Source organism: Burkholderia diffusa (assembly GCF_902499115.1).
In the GTDB taxonomy this organism is placed as follows: Bacteria; Pseudomonadota; Gammaproteobacteria; order Burkholderiales; family Burkholderiaceae; genus Burkholderia; species Burkholderia diffusa.
The window spans coordinates 39746-55355 of record NZ_CABVPN010000020.1 but is presented as its reverse complement, the minus strand read 5'-3'; the positions used below and the strand labels follow the sequence as shown (position 1 = coordinate 55355).

12 protein-coding genes and 1 pseudogene are annotated in these 15610 nt (G+C 67.7%); 7 read left to right on the top strand and 6 right to left on the bottom strand.

Annotated features, from left to right (window positions below):
• From BTE28158_RS20675 to scpA, 7 genes are read left to right on the top strand one after another with little or no spacing between them, the layout of a single operon-like run.
• Complete coding sequence (locus tag BTE28158_RS20675) at positions 1-561, top strand: MSMEG_0567/Sll0786 family nitrogen starvation N-acetyltransferase (RefSeq protein ID WP_059599614.1); 561 nt, start codon at positions 1-3, stop codon at positions 559-561.
• A complete protein-coding gene (locus BTE28158_RS20670; RefSeq protein WP_059599613.1) occupies positions 558-1544 on the top strand; it encodes a sll0787 family AIR synthase-like protein in 987 nt (328 codons plus the stop codon). The genes BTE28158_RS20675 and BTE28158_RS20670 overlap by 4 nt, the downstream gene beginning before the upstream one ends.
• Positions 1541-2725 carry an MSMEG_0565 family glycosyltransferase gene (locus BTE28158_RS20665; RefSeq protein ID WP_151047771.1) on the top strand — a complete coding sequence of 395 codons (1185 nt, stop codon included), beginning with the start codon at positions 1541-1543 and terminating at the stop codon, positions 2723-2725. Before BTE28158_RS20670 ends, BTE28158_RS20665 begins: the two co-directional genes overlap by 4 nt.
• A 9-nt stretch (positions 2726-2734) precedes the next feature.
• On the top strand, positions 2735-3019 hold the full coding sequence (locus BTE28158_RS20660; RefSeq protein ID WP_059599611.1) for an MSMEG_0570 family nitrogen starvation response protein: 285 nt from the start codon (positions 2735-2737) through the stop codon (positions 3017-3019).
• Between the two features lie 56 nt (positions 3020-3075).
• A complete protein-coding gene (locus tag BTE28158_RS20655) occupies positions 3076-4377 on the top strand; it encodes an MSMEG_0569 family flavin-dependent oxidoreductase (protein ID WP_151047774.1) in 1302 nt (433 codons plus the stop codon).
• A 5-nt stretch (positions 4378-4382) separates the two neighbouring features.
• Positions 4383-5216 (top strand): Pnap_2097 family protein, encoded by an 834-nt coding sequence (locus tag BTE28158_RS20650; protein ID WP_151047777.1) that lies wholly within the window; start codon positions 4383-4385, stop codon positions 5214-5216.
• Positions 5213-7354, top strand: a complete 2142-nt coding sequence (gene scpA, locus BTE28158_RS20645) for a methylmalonyl-CoA mutase (RefSeq protein WP_151047779.1) — start codon at positions 5213-5215, stop codon at positions 7352-7354. Before BTE28158_RS20650 ends, scpA begins: the two co-directional genes overlap by 4 nt.
• Positions 7355-7418: 64 nt before the next feature.
• On the opposite strand, the pseudogene BTE28158_RS20640 reads toward scpA, so the two are convergent.
• The 6 genes and pseudogenes from BTE28158_RS20640 to BTE28158_RS20615 all read right to left on the bottom strand — a co-directional run.
• A pseudogene (locus BTE28158_RS20640) lies at positions 7419-7862 on the bottom strand (acetate--CoA ligase family protein); the annotation flags it as partial.
• A gap of 205 nt (positions 7863-8067) precedes the next feature.
• The gene (locus tag BTE28158_RS20635; protein WP_151047781.1) at positions 8068-10026 is read right to left on the bottom strand and encodes a phosphatase PAP2 family protein; all 1959 of its coding nucleotides are present in this window, start codon (positions 10024-10026) and stop codon (positions 8068-8070) included.
• Positions 10027-10262: 236 nt separating this feature from the next.
• Positions 10263-11783: a sensor domain-containing diguanylate cyclase gene (locus BTE28158_RS20630; protein ID WP_151047783.1), complete on the bottom strand. Its 1521-nt coding sequence runs from the start codon at positions 11781-11783 to the stop codon at positions 10263-10265.
• A 203-nt stretch (positions 11784-11986) separates the two neighbouring features.
• Entirely contained in the window at positions 11987-13459 is a 1473-nt protein-coding gene (locus BTE28158_RS20625) for an NAD-dependent succinate-semialdehyde dehydrogenase (protein WP_124901924.1), read from the bottom strand.
• Positions 13460-13567: 108 nt separating this feature from the next.
• Entirely contained in the window at positions 13568-14059 is a 492-nt protein-coding gene (locus tag BTE28158_RS20620; RefSeq protein ID WP_006749694.1) for an Lrp/AsnC family transcriptional regulator, read from the bottom strand.
• A gap of 85 nt (positions 14060-14144) precedes the next feature.
• Complete coding sequence (locus BTE28158_RS20615) at positions 14145-15545, bottom strand: aspartate aminotransferase family protein (protein WP_151052592.1); 1401 nt, start codon at positions 15543-15545, stop codon at positions 14145-14147.
• Positions 15546-15610: the final 65 nt, after the last annotated feature.

Sequence of the window (15610 nt, the reverse complement as noted above, 5' to 3'; positions counted from 1 at the left end):
ATGTACTGCGCAGAGATGGGACTGGCCGACAGCCGCGACACCTACCGGCCTGCCGAATACCGGATCAAATGGGCGGAGCTTCCTTGGGAAATCGATGAAGCGTACAAGCTGCGCCGGGCGGTGTTCTGCATCGAGCAGGGGATCTTCGCCGGCGACGATCGCGACGATATCGATCGCCACGCGCAATTGCTGGTCGCGGTCAGCTGCTGCGCCGGGCTGCCGGAGCAGGTGGTCGGCACGGTGCGGATTCATGAAACCGTGCCCGGAACCTGGATGGGTTCGCGGCTCGCGGTGCATCCCGCGTTTCGCAGGCAGGGCCGGATCGGCTCGATGCTGATCGCGCTGGCCGTCAGCAGCGCGCATGCCGAAGGTTGCCGGACCTTCGTCGCACACGTGCAAGCGCAGAACGTGCCGCTGTTTCGTCGGCTTCACTGGGACGCGCTCGGCGAAGAAACGTTGTTCGGACGTCCTCATCAACTGATGCAGGCGCAGCTTGCACACTATCCGCCGTGCGGCACGCCGTTCGAGGGTTTCGTCCTGCGCTCGGAGGGGCGGCAATGAGTGTCGAAGATCGCATCGCAACGCTGCGCGCAAGCCGCGGCTTCCAGCACAAGCACGACATCTCCGGCGTGGTGGCGTCGCTCGCGGCGGCTTTGCCGAACGGCGAACGGGATCTCGCACAGGCCGTTGCACTCGGCGACGACTGCGCGGCGATTCCCGACGCGGACGGCTACCTGCTATTTGCGATCGAGGGCATGGTCGGCGATTTCGTCGAGTCGATGCCGTGGTTCGCCGGTTACAGCGGTGTGATGGCGAACGTCAGCGACATCTACGCGATGGGTGGGCGGCCGATCGCCGTCGTCGACGCATTGTGGAGCGACGGAATCGACGCCGCGCGCCCGGTGCTCGCCGGGATGGCCGCGGCGGCGTCGGCGTATGGCGTGCCGATCGTCGGCGGCCACAGCAACACGCGCAGCGCGCAGGGGCAACTGGCCGTATCGATCGTCGGCCGGGCGCGCGCGCTGCTGTCGAGCTTCAGCGCGCGGCCGGGCGATCGCCTGATGATGGCGGTCGACCTGCGCGGCGCATTCGAGGAGCCGTATCCGTTCTGGAATGCGTCGGTCGCCGCGCCGCCGGCCCGGCTGCGTGGCGATCTCGAGATTCTGCCGACGTTGGCTGAAGACGGGCTGTGCGATGCCGCGAAGGATATCTCGATGGCGGGCGTGCTCGGTACGGCGCTGATGCTCGTCGAATGCTCGCGCGTCGGTGCGCGCATCGAGCTCGACGCGATTCCGCGTCCGCCCGGCGTCGACTTCGATCGCTGGCTGACTGCCTTTCCGAGCTACGGATTCCTGATGTCGGCCCGGCCGGCGCATGCCGACGCGATCGCGGAACGCTTCGCGGCGCGCGGGCTCGCGTGCGCCGTGATCGGCGATATCGATGCAACGCGTGAGGTCGTCGTCGAAGAAGCGGGCGAAACCGCGATGCTGTGGGATTTCCGGATCGAACCGTTCATGACCGGCGTCGGCGGAGGTGTGCGATGAGCGGCGATACGTTGCGCATAGCGCTGCTTACCCACTCGGTCAATCCGCGCGGCGGTGTCGTGCACGCACTTGAACTCGCCCGTGCGCTGCACGAAACGGGAAGCAACGTCACCGTGTTCGCGCCGGCCGCGCCGGGCGAGGCGATGTTCCGCGAGGTCCCGTGCCGCGTCGTGCTGGCACGCGTCGATGGCCATCCGCGCAGCGTCGCTGAAATGGTGCGCGCGCGAATTTCCGCGATCAAGCACACCTTGCTGGAGCACGACGCAAGCGGGTTCGACGTTCTGCATGCACAGGACAGCATCACGGGCAATGCACTGGCCGAGCTGAAGCAGTCAGGGGCAATCGATGGATTCGTACGGACCGTACATCACCTCGACGTATTCGACGACCCGCAGCTCGAACGCTGGCAGGAGCGCGCGTGGCGAGAGGCGGATCAGGTGCTGTGCGTGAGCGCCGCCTGGGCGGCCACGATGCGGAACACGTTCGGGGTCGACGCAAGCGTCGTGCCCAACGGCGTGAACGTTGCCCGGTTCGCTCGTGCGCACCAGGCGGACATGCAGGCGGTGCGGCAGCGATTCGGCCTGCACGGCGCGCCGGTTGTCCTGGCGATCGGCGGGATCGAGCAGCGGAAAAACTCGATTGCGTTGCTCGAGGCGTTCGCACGGCTGCGCGACACGATACCCGAGGCACGGCTCGTGATCGGGGGCGGCGCGAGTCTGCTCGATCACGATGCATATGCGCGCCGTTTCGTCGCGCGTGCCGCAGCGCTCGGGCTGGGCATCGGTGTCGACGAACCCGTCGTACCGACGGGGCCGCTGGACGACGCGGCGCTGATCGCGCTGATGCACTGCGCCGACGTGGTGTCGATGGTGTCGATCCGGGAGGGGTTCGGTCTGGTCGTCCTCGAGGGGCTCGCCTGCGGAAAGCCCGTCGTCGTGTCGGAAATCGCCCCCTTTACCGAGTATCTGGACGAGCGCGCGTGCATCTGGGCCGATCCCGACGACGTGGATTCGATTGCCGACGCGCTGTGCGATGCGCTCACGGGACGGCGTGCTCCCGATTTCGCACATGCCGTCCCCGCGCTGCTGAACCGCTTCACATGGGAAGCGAGTGCGCGCAGGCATCTGGACATCTACCAGGACAGGCTGGCGCAGCGTGCGCAAGCATCGTCCGCCGAGTGAGGAGGAATCATGCCGGTCATGCATTTTCGGGTTCGTTGGCCCGACCAGTCGGAAACCAATTGCTATTCGCCTTCGACCGTCGTGTCGGAATTCTTTGCGCCCGACACGCAGTACGCGCTTGACGATTTCGTCGAGCGGGCCCGCCGCGCGCTGGGTATCGCGTCCGATCGCGTACGCGAAAAATACGGGTTCGCTTGCTCGGCCGCGATGGACGAGCTGGCACGGATTGAAGCGCACGCGGAACGATTTGCGCCGCAGGGCGATGCGACCGTGACCGTCATCGAGCTCGTTTGAGGCGTCCGGCATACGGAAATCCATTGTCGTCTTCAACACACATTCAGGACTGCATCATGTCAAGCGAAAGCGTTGTTTCATCCAGCCTCCCGGATATCGATTCCCATCTCGGCGTAGCCGTCATCGGTGGCGGGCAGGCGGGATTGTCGATCAGCTACTACCTGAAGCAGGCAGGCATCGATCATCTCGTATTCGAAAAGGAAACTGTGACGCACACGTGGCGCAAGCAGCGCTGGGACGCGTTCTGCCTGGTGACGCCGAACTGGCAGTGCGCGCTGCCGGGCTATCCGTATCGCGGTGCCGATCCGCACGGCTTCATGACGAAGGACGAGATCGTCGAGTATCTCGACGGCTTCATCCGCAGCGTCGATGCACCGGTGCTGGAACACACTGCGGTCGAGCGCGTGGCGCGCGACGCGGACGGACGCTATCGCATCGCGACGTCGCGCGGCACGTACACGGCGGATCGGGTCGTCGTTGCATCGGGTGGCTACCATCGGCCGATCGTCCCGCGCATGGCCGAGCGGCTTCCTGCATCGATCGTGCAGATCCAGTCTTCGGAATACCGGAATCCGGCCGCCTTGCCGGACGGACCGGTTCTCGTGGTCGGATCTGGACAATCGGGTGCGCAGATCGCGGAAGACCTCCACCTCGCCGGACGAAAGGTGTTCCTCGCGGTGGGCGATGCCCCTCGCTGTGCCCGTTTCTACCGGGGCAGGGACGTCGTCGACTGGCTGGCAGACATGCAGTACTACGACATGCCGGTCGATGCGCATCCGCTGCGTGAAGGTGTGCGCGACAACACCAACCACTATGTGACCGGCCGCGACGGCGGGCGCGACATCGATCTGCGCCGCTTTGCCGTCGAAGGGATGGAACTGTACGGTCGGCTGGAGGATTTCACGGACGGACAGTTGCGATTCTCCGCGGATCTGTCGGCGCGGCTCGACAGCGCGGACGATACGTACAACGGGATCAATGCCGGCATCGACGCCCATATCGAGAAAAACCGGATCGCGGCGCCGCCGGCGACGCGCTACGAACCCGTGTGGCGTCCGGCCGGCGAGCGCACGGCGCTCGATCTCGCGGCCAGCGGCATCGCATCGGTCATCTGGTGCATCGGCTTCACCCCGGATTTCAGCTGGCTGGATGAGCCCGTCTTCAACGGTCGCGGCTATCCCGCGCACCGGCGCGGCGTGACGCCGGTTTCGGGGCTCTACTTCGTCGGGCTGCCCTGGCTGTACACGTGGGGTTCGGGTCGATTCTCCGGAGTTGCGCGCGATGCCGCCCATATCGTCGACCAGATCCAGGTCGAGATAACGGCCGCGCGGTGCTCGGCCGAAAGCCTGGCCGCTTGACGCCGATGCATACCGCCATCCATCGCTATCGGGCCGGCATGCCGCAACTCGCGCACACGGGGCTCGCGGAAAACTGGCTGCTCAAGGAGTGCGGGCAACGCCACTGGGACGCGCTGGCCGCGCATAGCGGCCGCGACGTGCCCGAGTTCTTCGACGATGAGGGGCGGCGTGCCTACGCGTCGTTCGTTGCGGTGCGCGTGGACATGAACCGCCGCCAAGCGATTTGCGAGAACGACACGTTCGCGCTTCATGTCGCGCTTCACCGGGTCGGCCCGATTCGCCATTTCAGCGAACAGCGGATCCGGCACGGCAACGAAGAAGCCGGAGTCGTGCGGATGATGTCGACGTTCGTGACGCGCGAACATGCCGGCAGCAACCGTTCGGTGATGAAGGCGCGAATGACCGGCGTCGACGGCCGCACCGGACCGGTCCCGGCCGATGCGCTGTCGATGGCGGAACGGGCGAAGAAGTTGCGGGTGCGGGATTTGTCGATCGTACCGGCGCTCGCCGGCCTCACCGAGGACGACGGCGCAAGCGTCTCGTTCCTGCCGTGCCCGAACATGGATTTCAACGGCGCGGACCTGCTGTACTTCGCCAGCTTCCAGGCATTCGTCGACCGCGCGGAATGGCAGCATTACCGCTTCGCGCACGCACCGGTGCTGGCGGCGCGTCAACTGTACTTTCACGGAAATCTCGACATCGGCGATGCGTTGACCGTGCGTTTCTTGCGTGCCCGACCTGATGCGGGGGGCTTGCTGCACTGGAGCGAAATCGTCCGCGACAGCGACGGGACGAAGATTGCCGACGTGATCACGCAAAAGCACTGGAGCCGGGCATGAACGAAGCGGCAATCATGGAGCCGGGCGCTGACGTGGAGAGCGTCGCGCGGAACGACCGAGGCGCGCGGACGGTGCCGCTGCGCACACTCTACACGCAGCGCGATCTCGAAGCGGTCGCGCATCTCGACGGCATGCCCGGGGCATGGCCCTATGTGCGCGGGCCGTACGCGTCGATGTATACCGATCGCCCATGGACGATCCGGCAATACACGGGGCACGCGGACGCGACCGATTCCAATCTCGCGTTTCGCACGGCACTCGAGCAGGGCGCGCAGGGGCTGTCCGTGGCATTCGACCTGGCGACGCAGCGAGGCTACGACTCGGATTGCGCCGACGCACGGGCCGATGTCGGCGTGGCCGGCGTCGCGATCGATACGGTCGAGGACATGGTGCGACTGTTCGACGGCATCGCGCTCGACCGCACGACCGTGTCGATGACGATGAATGGCGCGGTCCTGCCGATCATGGCGGCGTTCGTCGTGGCCGCCGAGGAGCAGGGTGTGCCGCCCGCCCGGATCGGCGGGACGGTTCAAAACGACATCCTGAAGGAGTACATGGTCCGCAATACGTGGATATTCGAGCCGGCGCCGTCGATGCGGATCGTCGCAGACGTCGCGTTGTGGCTGGCGGAGCACGCCCCGCGCTTCAATGCGCTGTCGGTGTCGGGATATCACTTCCAGGAAGCCGGCGCCGATGCCGTGCTCGAACTCGCGTTGACGCTGTCGAACGCGCGTGCGTACGTCGACACGCTGGCCGCACGTGGCATGCCCGCGGATGAAGCGTGCTCCCGTCTGAGCTTTTTCTTCGGCGTGGGCAGTGATTTCTATACGGAAATCGCCAAGCTGCGCGCGGCGCGTCTGCTGTGGGCGGAGATCGCGCATGCGTGCGGCGCGCGTTCGCCCCGGGCGTGCGCACTGCGCATGCATTGCCAGACATCGGGCTGGTCGTTGACGGCACAGGAGCCGGAAAACAACATCGTTCGCGTGACCGCGCAGGCGATGGCCGCGGCGTTCGGCGGCACGCAGTCGCTGCACACGAATGCGTACGACGAAGCGCTTGCGCTGCCCTCGGCGGCGGCCGCGCGCCTCGCTCGCAACACGCAGCTGATTCTGCAGCATGAAACGGGACTGTGCGACACGGTCGATCCGTGGGCCGGTTCGTACATGATGGAGTCACTGACGGACGGTATCGCGACACGTGTGCGCGCCGAGCTGACCGCCATCGACGCGCAGGGCGGCGTGATCGCCGCGATCGAGTCCGGCTGGGTCAAACGGCGCTTGCTGCGTGCCGCGGCCGCGACGCAGGCGCAGGTCGATTCCGGGCGCCGGACCGTGGTCGGCGTGAACCGTTTCGTCACGAGCGATCCGACGGACGCGTTCATGGTGCGCGAGGTGGACGGCCGTCATGTTCGGGCCGGGCAGGAACGGCGAATCGCAGCCGTCAAGGCCGCGCGCGATCCGGTGCGGGTTGCGACGGCGTTGCGGCGGCTGGCCGATGCGGCGCGCGACGGCACCGGAAACCTGCTCGCACTGGCGATCGACTGCATGCGGGCACGTGCGACCGTCGGGGAGTGTACGCGCGCGCTCGAATCGGTATGGCCGCGGCATGCCGCGGCGGTGGAAGCGGACGGCGAGGGTGTCTACGGCGACCATCGGCAAGGCGACGCCGCATGGCGGGCGGCGAAGGGCCGCGTCGACCGGCTGGCGAAACGGGCCGGCCGCCGGCCGCGCATCGTGATCTCCAAGCTCGGCCAGGACGGACACGACCGCGGTGCGGCCGTCGTCGCAGCCGCGCTCGAGGACGCTGGATTCGACGTCGTTCGCCTGCCGCTTTTTCAGCAACCCGCATCCGTGGCGGCAGCAGCGCAGGCGCACGGCGCCGATATCGTCGGCATTTCGTCGTTGTCGGGCGCCCACCTCGAGCTCGTCGAAGAGCTGCTCGACGAACTGGCATCGCGTCGCGCCGAGATTCCGGTGGTGTTGGGCGGCATCGTTCCCGCCGCGGATGCGCGACATCTGAAGGCGAAGGGTGTCGCAGCGACTTTCGGGCCCGGCGTATCGCTCGATGCGATCGCCGAAGCGCTTTGCGCATGTATCGAGCGGGCTCGATGCGCACACCCGGCGGACGGCGCGAGCTGACGCGGGACGGCCGGCCGTTCATGCGACAGCGGTTGCATCGCGCGAACGATCGGCCGCAGCCGCGTCAAGCGAGCACGGCAACGCCGTCGGCCGCTCGCACGCCTTGGCCGGCGTCGAGCACGAACAGCGGATTGATCTCGGCTTCGACGAGCCGCTCGCCGAGCTGAAGCGCCATGCGCGAGAACGCCACGAGCGCGGCGGCGAGCGCTTCGACATCGGGCGCGAAGCCGGCCGCGATCTCGACGTCGCAGCGCATGCGCGTGAGACGCCCGCCGATCCCGTCCGCGCTCAGGCCGACCGCCACGCCGCCGACATCGCTCTTGTGCGTGATGCGGTTCGACAGGCGCTCGAGCACGACGCGATCGTCGAAGTCGCGCGCAGCCTGCTCCGCATCCGCGGCGGTGCGGACGATGCCTTCCCGCGCGGGCGGGATGCCGAAGCGCGCGAACAGCGCCCTGTCCTGCGCTTCGTCGAGCGGCCCGGCCGGCAGGTCGGCCAGGTCGACCGCAATTGCTTCAACTACATCGATCGCACCAACATCGGCTTCGCGGCGCTGACGATGAACCGCGATATCGGCCTGACCGTCAGTCAGTTCGGCATGGCGGCCGGGCTGTTCCGGAGGGCGCGTGCAATCCACGTGGATGCGGGCACCGATCAGGCGCGGCGCGGCGGAAAGTCCGAAGCGATGAACGTCCCGCGCGCACCGCTCCGGATCATGACGCCGACAACCTCATCGACACCCCCGTCGCTGTATAAACCGGCGTCGCCTTGAACCCGTCGACCGTCACGGTCGAGAACTTCGCTGAAGCCGCCGCGCCGTCGATCAGCGCGATCGTGTCGCCGGCCTTCGGCGCATAGCCGTTCACGAACTTCACGTGCAGCGTGCCACCCGCGACGGTGAGCGGGCCGCCGACGCGCAGCCGTCCGCCGCCGTTGCCGTCGATATCGAGTTCGAGCGTCGTGTTGTCGAGCTGCGTGTAGCGTGTCGCGACCGTCACGGGCGACGCGGCCGCGATCCGTACGCTGCCGCCCGAGCCGACATAGACGTCACCGGTGCCGAACGCGCTCGCCGATGCAGCGGCGAGCGTGCCGCCGCTCACCTGCGTGCCGCCCGTATAGCTGTTGTTGCCGGCGAGCGTCAGCGTGCCGGTGCCTTGCAGCGTCAGCTTGCCGGCGCCGGCGATGTCGTTGCGCCACTGATCGGCCGCATTGAGCCCGCCCTGGGATGCGTCCATCGACACGACGACGTTGCCGCTGAACGCGCCGTAACCGTCGGCCGCGGCGAACAGGTTCAGGCGCCCCCAGCCTTCCGCGTCGTCCATCACCGGATAGCCGGACTGCACTTCGGTGGTCTTCAGCACGACGCGCCGCTGATCCGCGCTCAGATACGGGAAGCGCGTCTGCAGCAGAATTTCCGCGCCCTTCGGCACCACGGGCGGCGCGCCGGTCGATTCGATCGTGCCGAAGCCGAACGTCATGCGGCGCGCGAAGGCCGTCTTGTTCGTCGCGTAATCGGCAAACCGGTCGGTGGTCGGCGTGCCCGAGTGCGCGAAGGCGGCGAACGTCGTATCGGTCGTTCCCGTGAGCTGCTGCAGCGTCTGATGGGCCTGCGCATACGCGGCCTGCGCGTCGCTCGCGTACGCGGTCAGGTTCGCCGCGCTGATCGCGAGCGCGAGCATGCGGCCGCCGATCACGTCGAGCGGCGAGTGCATGCCGGCGAGGATCCGGTTTTCGCCGAGTTCGAGGCCGCGGCTGACCATCTCCTGGAAGCGCTCCGGCACGAGCCACGCCATCGTCATCGCGTCGCGCACCGCTTCGGCCGTGTGGCCGCTGATGAAGCCGCCGTCGGTAGCGGGCGTCGTGCTTTCCGCCGGCACGAGCGTCGGCGCGACGACCACGCTCGTGCTCCAGCGGTACGGCCGCGCATACTTGTAGAAGCGCTTCGACGGCTCGGTCGACGCGTTGTTGCCCATCTGGTTGAGCAGGTCGACGACCTTGCCGAAGTTCGTGTTCGTGCTGCTGCCGATACCGACGTTGTTGCCGGAATCGTTGTACAGCACCGTCGTCGCGTCGGCGGGCACGCTGGTGATGCTGGTCGTCTGCTGGGCCGCGGTGCGCCATGCGTCGGTGAGCGGCCCCATGCCGTCGGTCACGCTGTAGCCCTTGCCGCGCCGGTCGTCGAAGTAGGCGGCGTCGGCCTGTTGCTGCGTGCGGGCGGTGGTTGCGTTGATCACATACTGGACATTGGCGTTGAGCACCGTGTCGTTCAGGATCGTGCCGCAAGGCGTGCCGCTGCCGGGCAGGCCCGAGCAGGTCGACGGCGAGATCGCCGGAAACGCGCCGTTGGCGGGCGCGCTCACGCCGGCATCGACCAGCATCGTCGCCGGTTGCCACAGGTCGAGGAAGCGGCTCACCACGCGCACGGCGGCGTTGGTCGACAGCGTTGCATAGCGCGCGTCGCCGCGCTGGTTGGTCGCGATGTTGTCGACGAAGGCCGGCACGCTCGGCACGGGCGCGCTGTCGACGAAACCGGGGTCGGCCGGCGGTGCCGGCATGGCCGCGCTGGTCGTGGTGGTCGACGCGACATCGTCGCCGCCGCCGCATGCGGCGAGAACGATCGCACTCGACAGCGCTGCGACGTGCAGCGGGAAACGGCTTCGTGACGCAAACATGCAAGACTCCATCCTGAGTGTTGAAGATGGCGGATTGTCGTGGGCGATCGTGACGCAGCCGTTAAGGATTTGTTTCGGGTCGCGGACGATGCGCCCGAATGTTCACTATGTGGTGAATTCGTGATGCTGAACGTTTGCGGACGGATCGATTCTGCCGTCGGCCGATGTTCTGCAGCGTGCGGATACGGGCAGGCGGTGCTCGCGCGGGTGCTTGAAGGAGAGCGGAACCGGCACGGTCAAGCCGGTTGAGCCAACGACTTCGCGTCGGCGTGGCACACGCGGTTTCTGCCCTGGCGCTTCGCCGCATAGAGGGCGAGGTCCGCCTGATGCGACAACGCGTGCACGGACCTCGGGTGCGCGCGGTGCCCGGTCGCGCAGCCGATGCTGACCGTGAAAGCCGGAATCGTCGCGTCGAACCCGTCGAGCCGGTTGCGCTCCACGGCGCGGCGAATCGCCTCGGCGACCTGCGCGGCGCCGCCTTCGTCCGTATCGGGCAACACGGCGACGAATTCCTCGCCGCCGTAGCGCGCGGCGAGATCGCCGCGCCGCCGCGTATGCGCACGGATGCACTCGGCGAGAAAGCGCAGCGCGATGTCGCCTTGCGCATGGCCGTATCGGTCGTTGTACTGCTTGAAGTGGTCGGCGTCGATGAACAGCACCGACAGGCTGCCGTCACTGCCGCGCTGCAGCCGCTCCCATTCTTCGGCGAGCGCGGCATCGAGCGCGCGACGGTTGTGCAGGCCCGTGAGCGGATCGGTGCGCGTCAGGTCGGTGAGCAGTGTCTGCTTGCGCAGGTTGTCCCGCAGCGCGAACGCGAGCAGCCATACCACCGCGCAGAACAGTGCACCGATGACGGACGCAGACACACCGACCGTCCACGCGAGGTGCGTGGTGCCGGCCAGCACGTCGCGCTCGGCCGGCGCGACCACGGCAATCAGCGGCGTTCCGGGCACACGCTGGAACGTATAAAGCCGCACGGTGCCGTCGATGCTCGAGCGCGCCACATAGAAGCCCGATTCGCGGTTCACCATCCGTTCGAACGACTTCGAGCGGCGCAGGCGGACCATCTGGTGATCGCTCAACGGCGGGTTGCGCGCGAGGATCGTGCCGTCCGCGCGCAGGATCGCGCTGACGCCGTGCGGCCCGACGTTCAGGCGGGACAGGAGGCGATCGAAGTAGGCGAGGTCGATGGCGACCACCGCGATCCCGTCGAACGTGTGATCCGCCCGCTCGATGCGCCGCGACAGCGCGATCGATTCCGTGTCGCCGCGCGAACGCGCGCGATACGCCTCGGACACGTAGAGGCCGACGTTGTCCGCATCGCGATGGACCTTGAAGTAGTCGCGATCGCTGAAGTCCCAGTTGTGGGTCGGGCTGCAACAGCCGTCGATCAAACGGCCGTAGCGGTCCGTCACGCCCATGCCGGTCACGTATTGCGCGGCCGTGCGCTCGAACAGCACGTCGTGACGCAGCCCGGCGTCCATGCGTGCGACGGCGGGATTGCCGAGATCGATGGCCAGCGCGACGAGCGCATTGTTGGACGTTTCGACGGTGCGCGCGATCTCGCTGACCAGGACGGCCGCGACATTACGCGACGTCTCGTGCGCATGCTCGACGACTTCGCTTCGCGCGGCCCACAGCGTCGCTGCGCTGATGCCGAACGCCGCGAGCGACATCAGCGTGCCCAGCACACCGACGATCAGGTGGTGGCGGCCGGCCCAGTCGGCAATTTTCTCGATCGAAGTGAATGCAGGCATTGCTCGCGTTCGTACGGGGAGCCGGCTGCGATCGCAGCGGCGCGGGTCAAATCCGGGTTAACGGCACCGTTAACCGGAAATCGAGGCCGCCATGCGAAGCGATGACTGCATGGGTGCCGCAAACGTGTGCGGCCGTTGCGCGCCGGTCGCGGCGCGCCGCGCAACGGAACGCAACGGCCGCGGATGCGAGCGGCTGCGCGGGATCAGTCGAGCCCGCCCTGGCACAGATACTTGATCGACAGGTAATCGTCGAGGCCGTAGCGCGAGCCTTCACGGCCGTAGCCCGATTCCTTCACGCCGCCGAACGGCGCGGCTTCGCTCGCAAGCGCGCCCTCGTTGATGCCGACGATCCCTGTTTCGAGCCGGGCCGATACGCGCGCGATGCGGCGCACGTCCTGCGTGTAGAAATATGCGGCAAGCCCGAACGGCGTGTCGTTCGCGGCGTCGACGGCCTCGTCTTCGGTAGCGAACCGAAACAGCGCGGCGACCGGGCCGAAGGTTTCTTCGCAGGTCAGCTGCATGTCGGCGGTGGCGTCGGCGAGCACCGTCGGCGCGTAATAGTTCGGCCCGAGTTCGGGCAGGCGCTTGCCGCCCGTGAGCACGCGTGCGCCGCGCTCGATCGCGTCGCCGACGTGGCGCGCGATCTTGTCGATCGCGCGCGCGTTGATCATCGGGCCGATCTGCGCGGCCGGGTCGGTCGCCGGCGCGACCTTCAGCGCGGCGACGCGCGCGGCGAGTTTCGCGGCGAAGGCGTCGTAGACGCCGGCCTGCACGTACACGCGATTCGGCGACACGCAGGTCTGGCCACCGTTACGGAACTTGGCGGCCATCAGCCCGTCGACCGCGGCGTCGAGCTCGGCATCGTCGAACACGATGAACGGTGCATTGCCGCCGAGCTCCAGCGACAGCTTCTTCAGCGTCGCGGCCGATTCGCGCGCGAGCAGCTTGCCGACGGGCGTCGATCCGGTGAACGTGATCTTGCGCACGCGAGCGTCGGCGAGCCAGTCGGCCACCGCGTCGATGCCGCGGTCACGCGACGCGGCGATCAGGTTCAGCACGCCGGGCGGCACGCCGGCTTCCTGTGCGAGGAAGGCCAGCGCGAGCGCCGTGAGCGGCGTGTCTTCCGCCGGTTTCGCAACGACCGTGCAGCCGGCCGCGAGCGCGGGTGCGATCTTGCGCGCGATCATCGCGAGCGGAAAATTCCACGGCGTGACCGCGGCGACGATGCCGATCGGCTCCTTGACCGCACTCAGCCGCTTGCCGCGCTGCTGCTGCGGAATCAGGTCGCCATAGGTGCGCGTCGCTTCCTCGGCGAACCACAGCACGTACGACGCGCCGTACGCGACTTCGCCGCGCGCTTCGGCGAGCGGCTTGCCTTGTTCGCGCGACATCAGCGCCGCGAGATCGTCGGTGTGCGCGACGATTGCCGCATGCCACGCGCGCAGGATGGCGGCCCGTTCGCGAGCGGGCGTTGCGCGCCATCCGGGCAGCGCGCGCGCTGCCGCGTCGGTCGCGGCGCGCGCGTCGGCGGCGCCGCTGTCGGGTGCGTGGGCAACGATCTCGAGCGTCGCGGGATCGGTGACGTCGAAGCGGCGGCCGTCGAGCGCATCGCGCCAGGTGCCGTCGATCAGGTTGGCGGTGCGAACGAGTTCGGTTCGGGACAGCGTAAGCGGCATGACAGATCCTTGGATGGGGCGATTCGGTGACGACGGCGGCGGCGCGGGCGCGCGACTACCCCGCGCGGACGGCGGGCCGCCGCGTTCGTGGATGCCGCGCGCTGTCCGTCAGTGACGCTCGCCGAACAGCGATTCGAGCGGGTAGTGCCGTTTCACGAACGGCGACTTGATGATGACGTAACTGAAATACTTCTCGATGCCGATGTTCTGCTCGAGCAGCCCTTCGACGATCGTCTGGTAATGGCTCACGCTGCGCGTGATGAACTTCAGCAGATAGTCGTAGCCGCCGCTCGCGAGGTGGCACTCGACGATCTCGTCGACGTTGCGGATCGCCGCGACGAAACGGTCGAAGTCCTCGCGCCGGTGGTCGGCCAGCGTGACTTCGGTAAACACGACCTGCACGTCGCCGAGTTTCTCGAGCTGGATGTGCGCGCCGTAGCCGCCGATGTAGCCGGCCTTCTCGAGCCGCTTCACGCGGATCAGGCAAGGACTGGGCGACAGCCCGACCGCATCGGCCAGTTCGACGTTGGTCATGCGGCCGCGCTTTTGCAACTGGGAGAGGATGCGCAGGTCGATGCGATCCAGCTTGCTGTCCGTCATGTTCACGTGAGAGGGAAAAAATGGAATGTCCGGTTACTTTAGAGTCGAACGATGGCCGCCACAAGCCCGGCTTTCCCTTGGCCGGTCAGGCCGGCTGCGCGTGCGCGGTGTCGAGCGCGCGTTGCACGCCCGCGTCGGCCAGCACGTCGTCGAGCGTCTTGCGCACGCGTTCGAACATCAGGTCGAACTCGCCCGCGTTGAAGCTCAGCGCCGGCGCGAAACCGAGCACGCCGTCGCCGAATGCGCGAAACACCACGCCGTTCGCGTACGCGGCGGCGGCAATCCTGTCGGGCACGTTCAGCGCAGGGTCGAAGCGCGTCTTGCGTGCCTTGTCGGCGACCAGCTCGAGCGCGCCGAGCAGCCCGACCGAACGGGCGTCGCCGACGAGCGGATGCGCGCGCAGCCCATCGAGCCCCGCGGCGAAACGCGGCGCCATCGCCTGGCCGTTCGCGAGCAGCCCGCCTTCGTGATAGAGCTTCAGCACCTCGAGGCCGATCGCCGCGCTGACCGGATGCGCGGAATACGTATGGCCGTGGCCGACCGCGGGCGAATCGGCGCGGCTGCCCGCGATCCCTTCGTAGATTTCATCGGACATCAGCACGGCCCCCATCGGCGCATAGCCGGCGGTCAGCCCCTTCGCGACGGTCATCAGGTCCGGGTCGACCTGCTCGGTCTCGCACGCGAACAACGGGCCCGTGCGGCCGAAGCCGGTGATCACCTCGTCGGCGACGAACAGGATGCCGAGGCGCCGGCAGGCGTCGCGCATCGCTTTCAGCCAGCCGGCCGGCGGCACGATCACGCCGCCGGAACCCTGCACGGGCTCGCAGAAGAAGGCCGCGACGTTGTCCGCGCCGAGTTCGGCGACTTTCGCTTCGAGCGCGGCGACCGACGCGGCGGTCAGCGCCTGCGAATCGTTGCCGAGCGGGTGGCGATACGGGTAGGGCGACGGGATGTGGTGCTGGTCCGCGCGCGGCAGGTCGAAGTGACGGTGGAACGCGGGCAGCGCGGTGAGGCCGGCGCCGATCGACGACGAGCCGTGATAGCCGCGCTCGAGCGCGATCATGTGCTTTTTCGTCGGGCGACCGGTTGCGTTGAAATAGTGCGTGATGAAACGCACCGCGGAGTCGATCGCATCCGAGCCGCCGAGCGTGAAGTACACGCGATTCAGCGACGGCGGCGCGAGCGCCGCGAGGCGTTCGGCCAGCTCGATCGCGGGTTGTGAGCCGAAATGGAAATAGCCGGTCGCGTAGGGCAGCTTCGCCATTTGTTCGGCGGCGGCCTTCACGATGCTGTCGCGGCCGTAGCCGACGTTCACGCACCACAGGCCCGAGAACGCATCGAGCAACGTGTGGCCGTCGGCGTCGCGCAGGAACACGCCTTCGGCGGATTCGAGCACGGTGACGCCGCGCGCCTCGTGCGCACGATAGTTGACGACAGGGTGGATCAGGTGTTGACGATCGGCTTCGATCAGCGCGGCTTGGTTCATGGCAGGGCGGGACTCTCGTCGGGTGTCAGCGTGAGGTCATGCTACCGGGCGAGAAATCCGCATGC

Bases quoted from the DNA above. Each gene is read 5' to 3' on its own strand.
- BTE28158_RS20665 (WP_151047771.1), top strand. From the start codon at position 1,541: ATGAGCGGCGATACGTTGCGCATAGCGCTGCTTACCCACTCGGTCAAT.
- BTE28158_RS20660 (WP_059599611.1), top strand. From the start codon at position 2,735: ATGCCGGTCATGCATTTTCGGGTTCGTTGGCCCGACCAGTCGGAAACC.
- BTE28158_RS20670 (WP_059599613.1), top strand. From the start codon at position 558: ATGAGTGTCGAAGATCGCATCGCAACGCTGCGCGCAAGCCGCGGCTTC.
- scpA (WP_151047779.1), top strand. From the start codon at position 5,213: ATGAACGAAGCGGCAATCATGGAGCCGGGCGCTGACGTGGAGAGCGTC.
- BTE28158_RS20675 (WP_059599614.1), top strand. From the start codon at position 1: ATGTACTGCGCAGAGATGGGACTGGCCGACAGCCGCGACACCTACCGG.
- BTE28158_RS20630 (WP_151047783.1), bottom strand. From the start codon at position 11,783: ATGCCTGCATTCACTTCGATCGAGAAAATTGCCGACTGGGCCGGCCGC.
- BTE28158_RS20635 (WP_151047781.1), bottom strand. From the start codon at position 10,026: ATGTTTGCGTCACGAAGCCGTTTCCCGCTGCACGTCGCAGCGCTGTCG.
- BTE28158_RS20625 (WP_124901924.1), bottom strand. From the start codon at position 13,459: ATGCCGCTTACGCTGTCCCGAACCGAACTCGTTCGCACCGCCAACCTG.
- BTE28158_RS20620 (WP_006749694.1), bottom strand. From the start codon at position 14,059: ATGACGGACAGCAAGCTGGATCGCATCGACCTGCGCATCCTCTCCCAG.
- BTE28158_RS20615 (WP_151052592.1), bottom strand. From the start codon at position 15,545: ATGAACCAAGCCGCGCTGATCGAAGCCGATCGTCAACACCTGATCCAC.
- BTE28158_RS20655 (WP_151047774.1), top strand. From the start codon at position 3,076: ATGTCAAGCGAAAGCGTTGTTTCATCCAGCCTCCCGGATATCGATTCC.
- BTE28158_RS20650 (WP_151047777.1), top strand. From the start codon at position 4,383: ATGCATACCGCCATCCATCGCTATCGGGCCGGCATGCCGCAACTCGCG.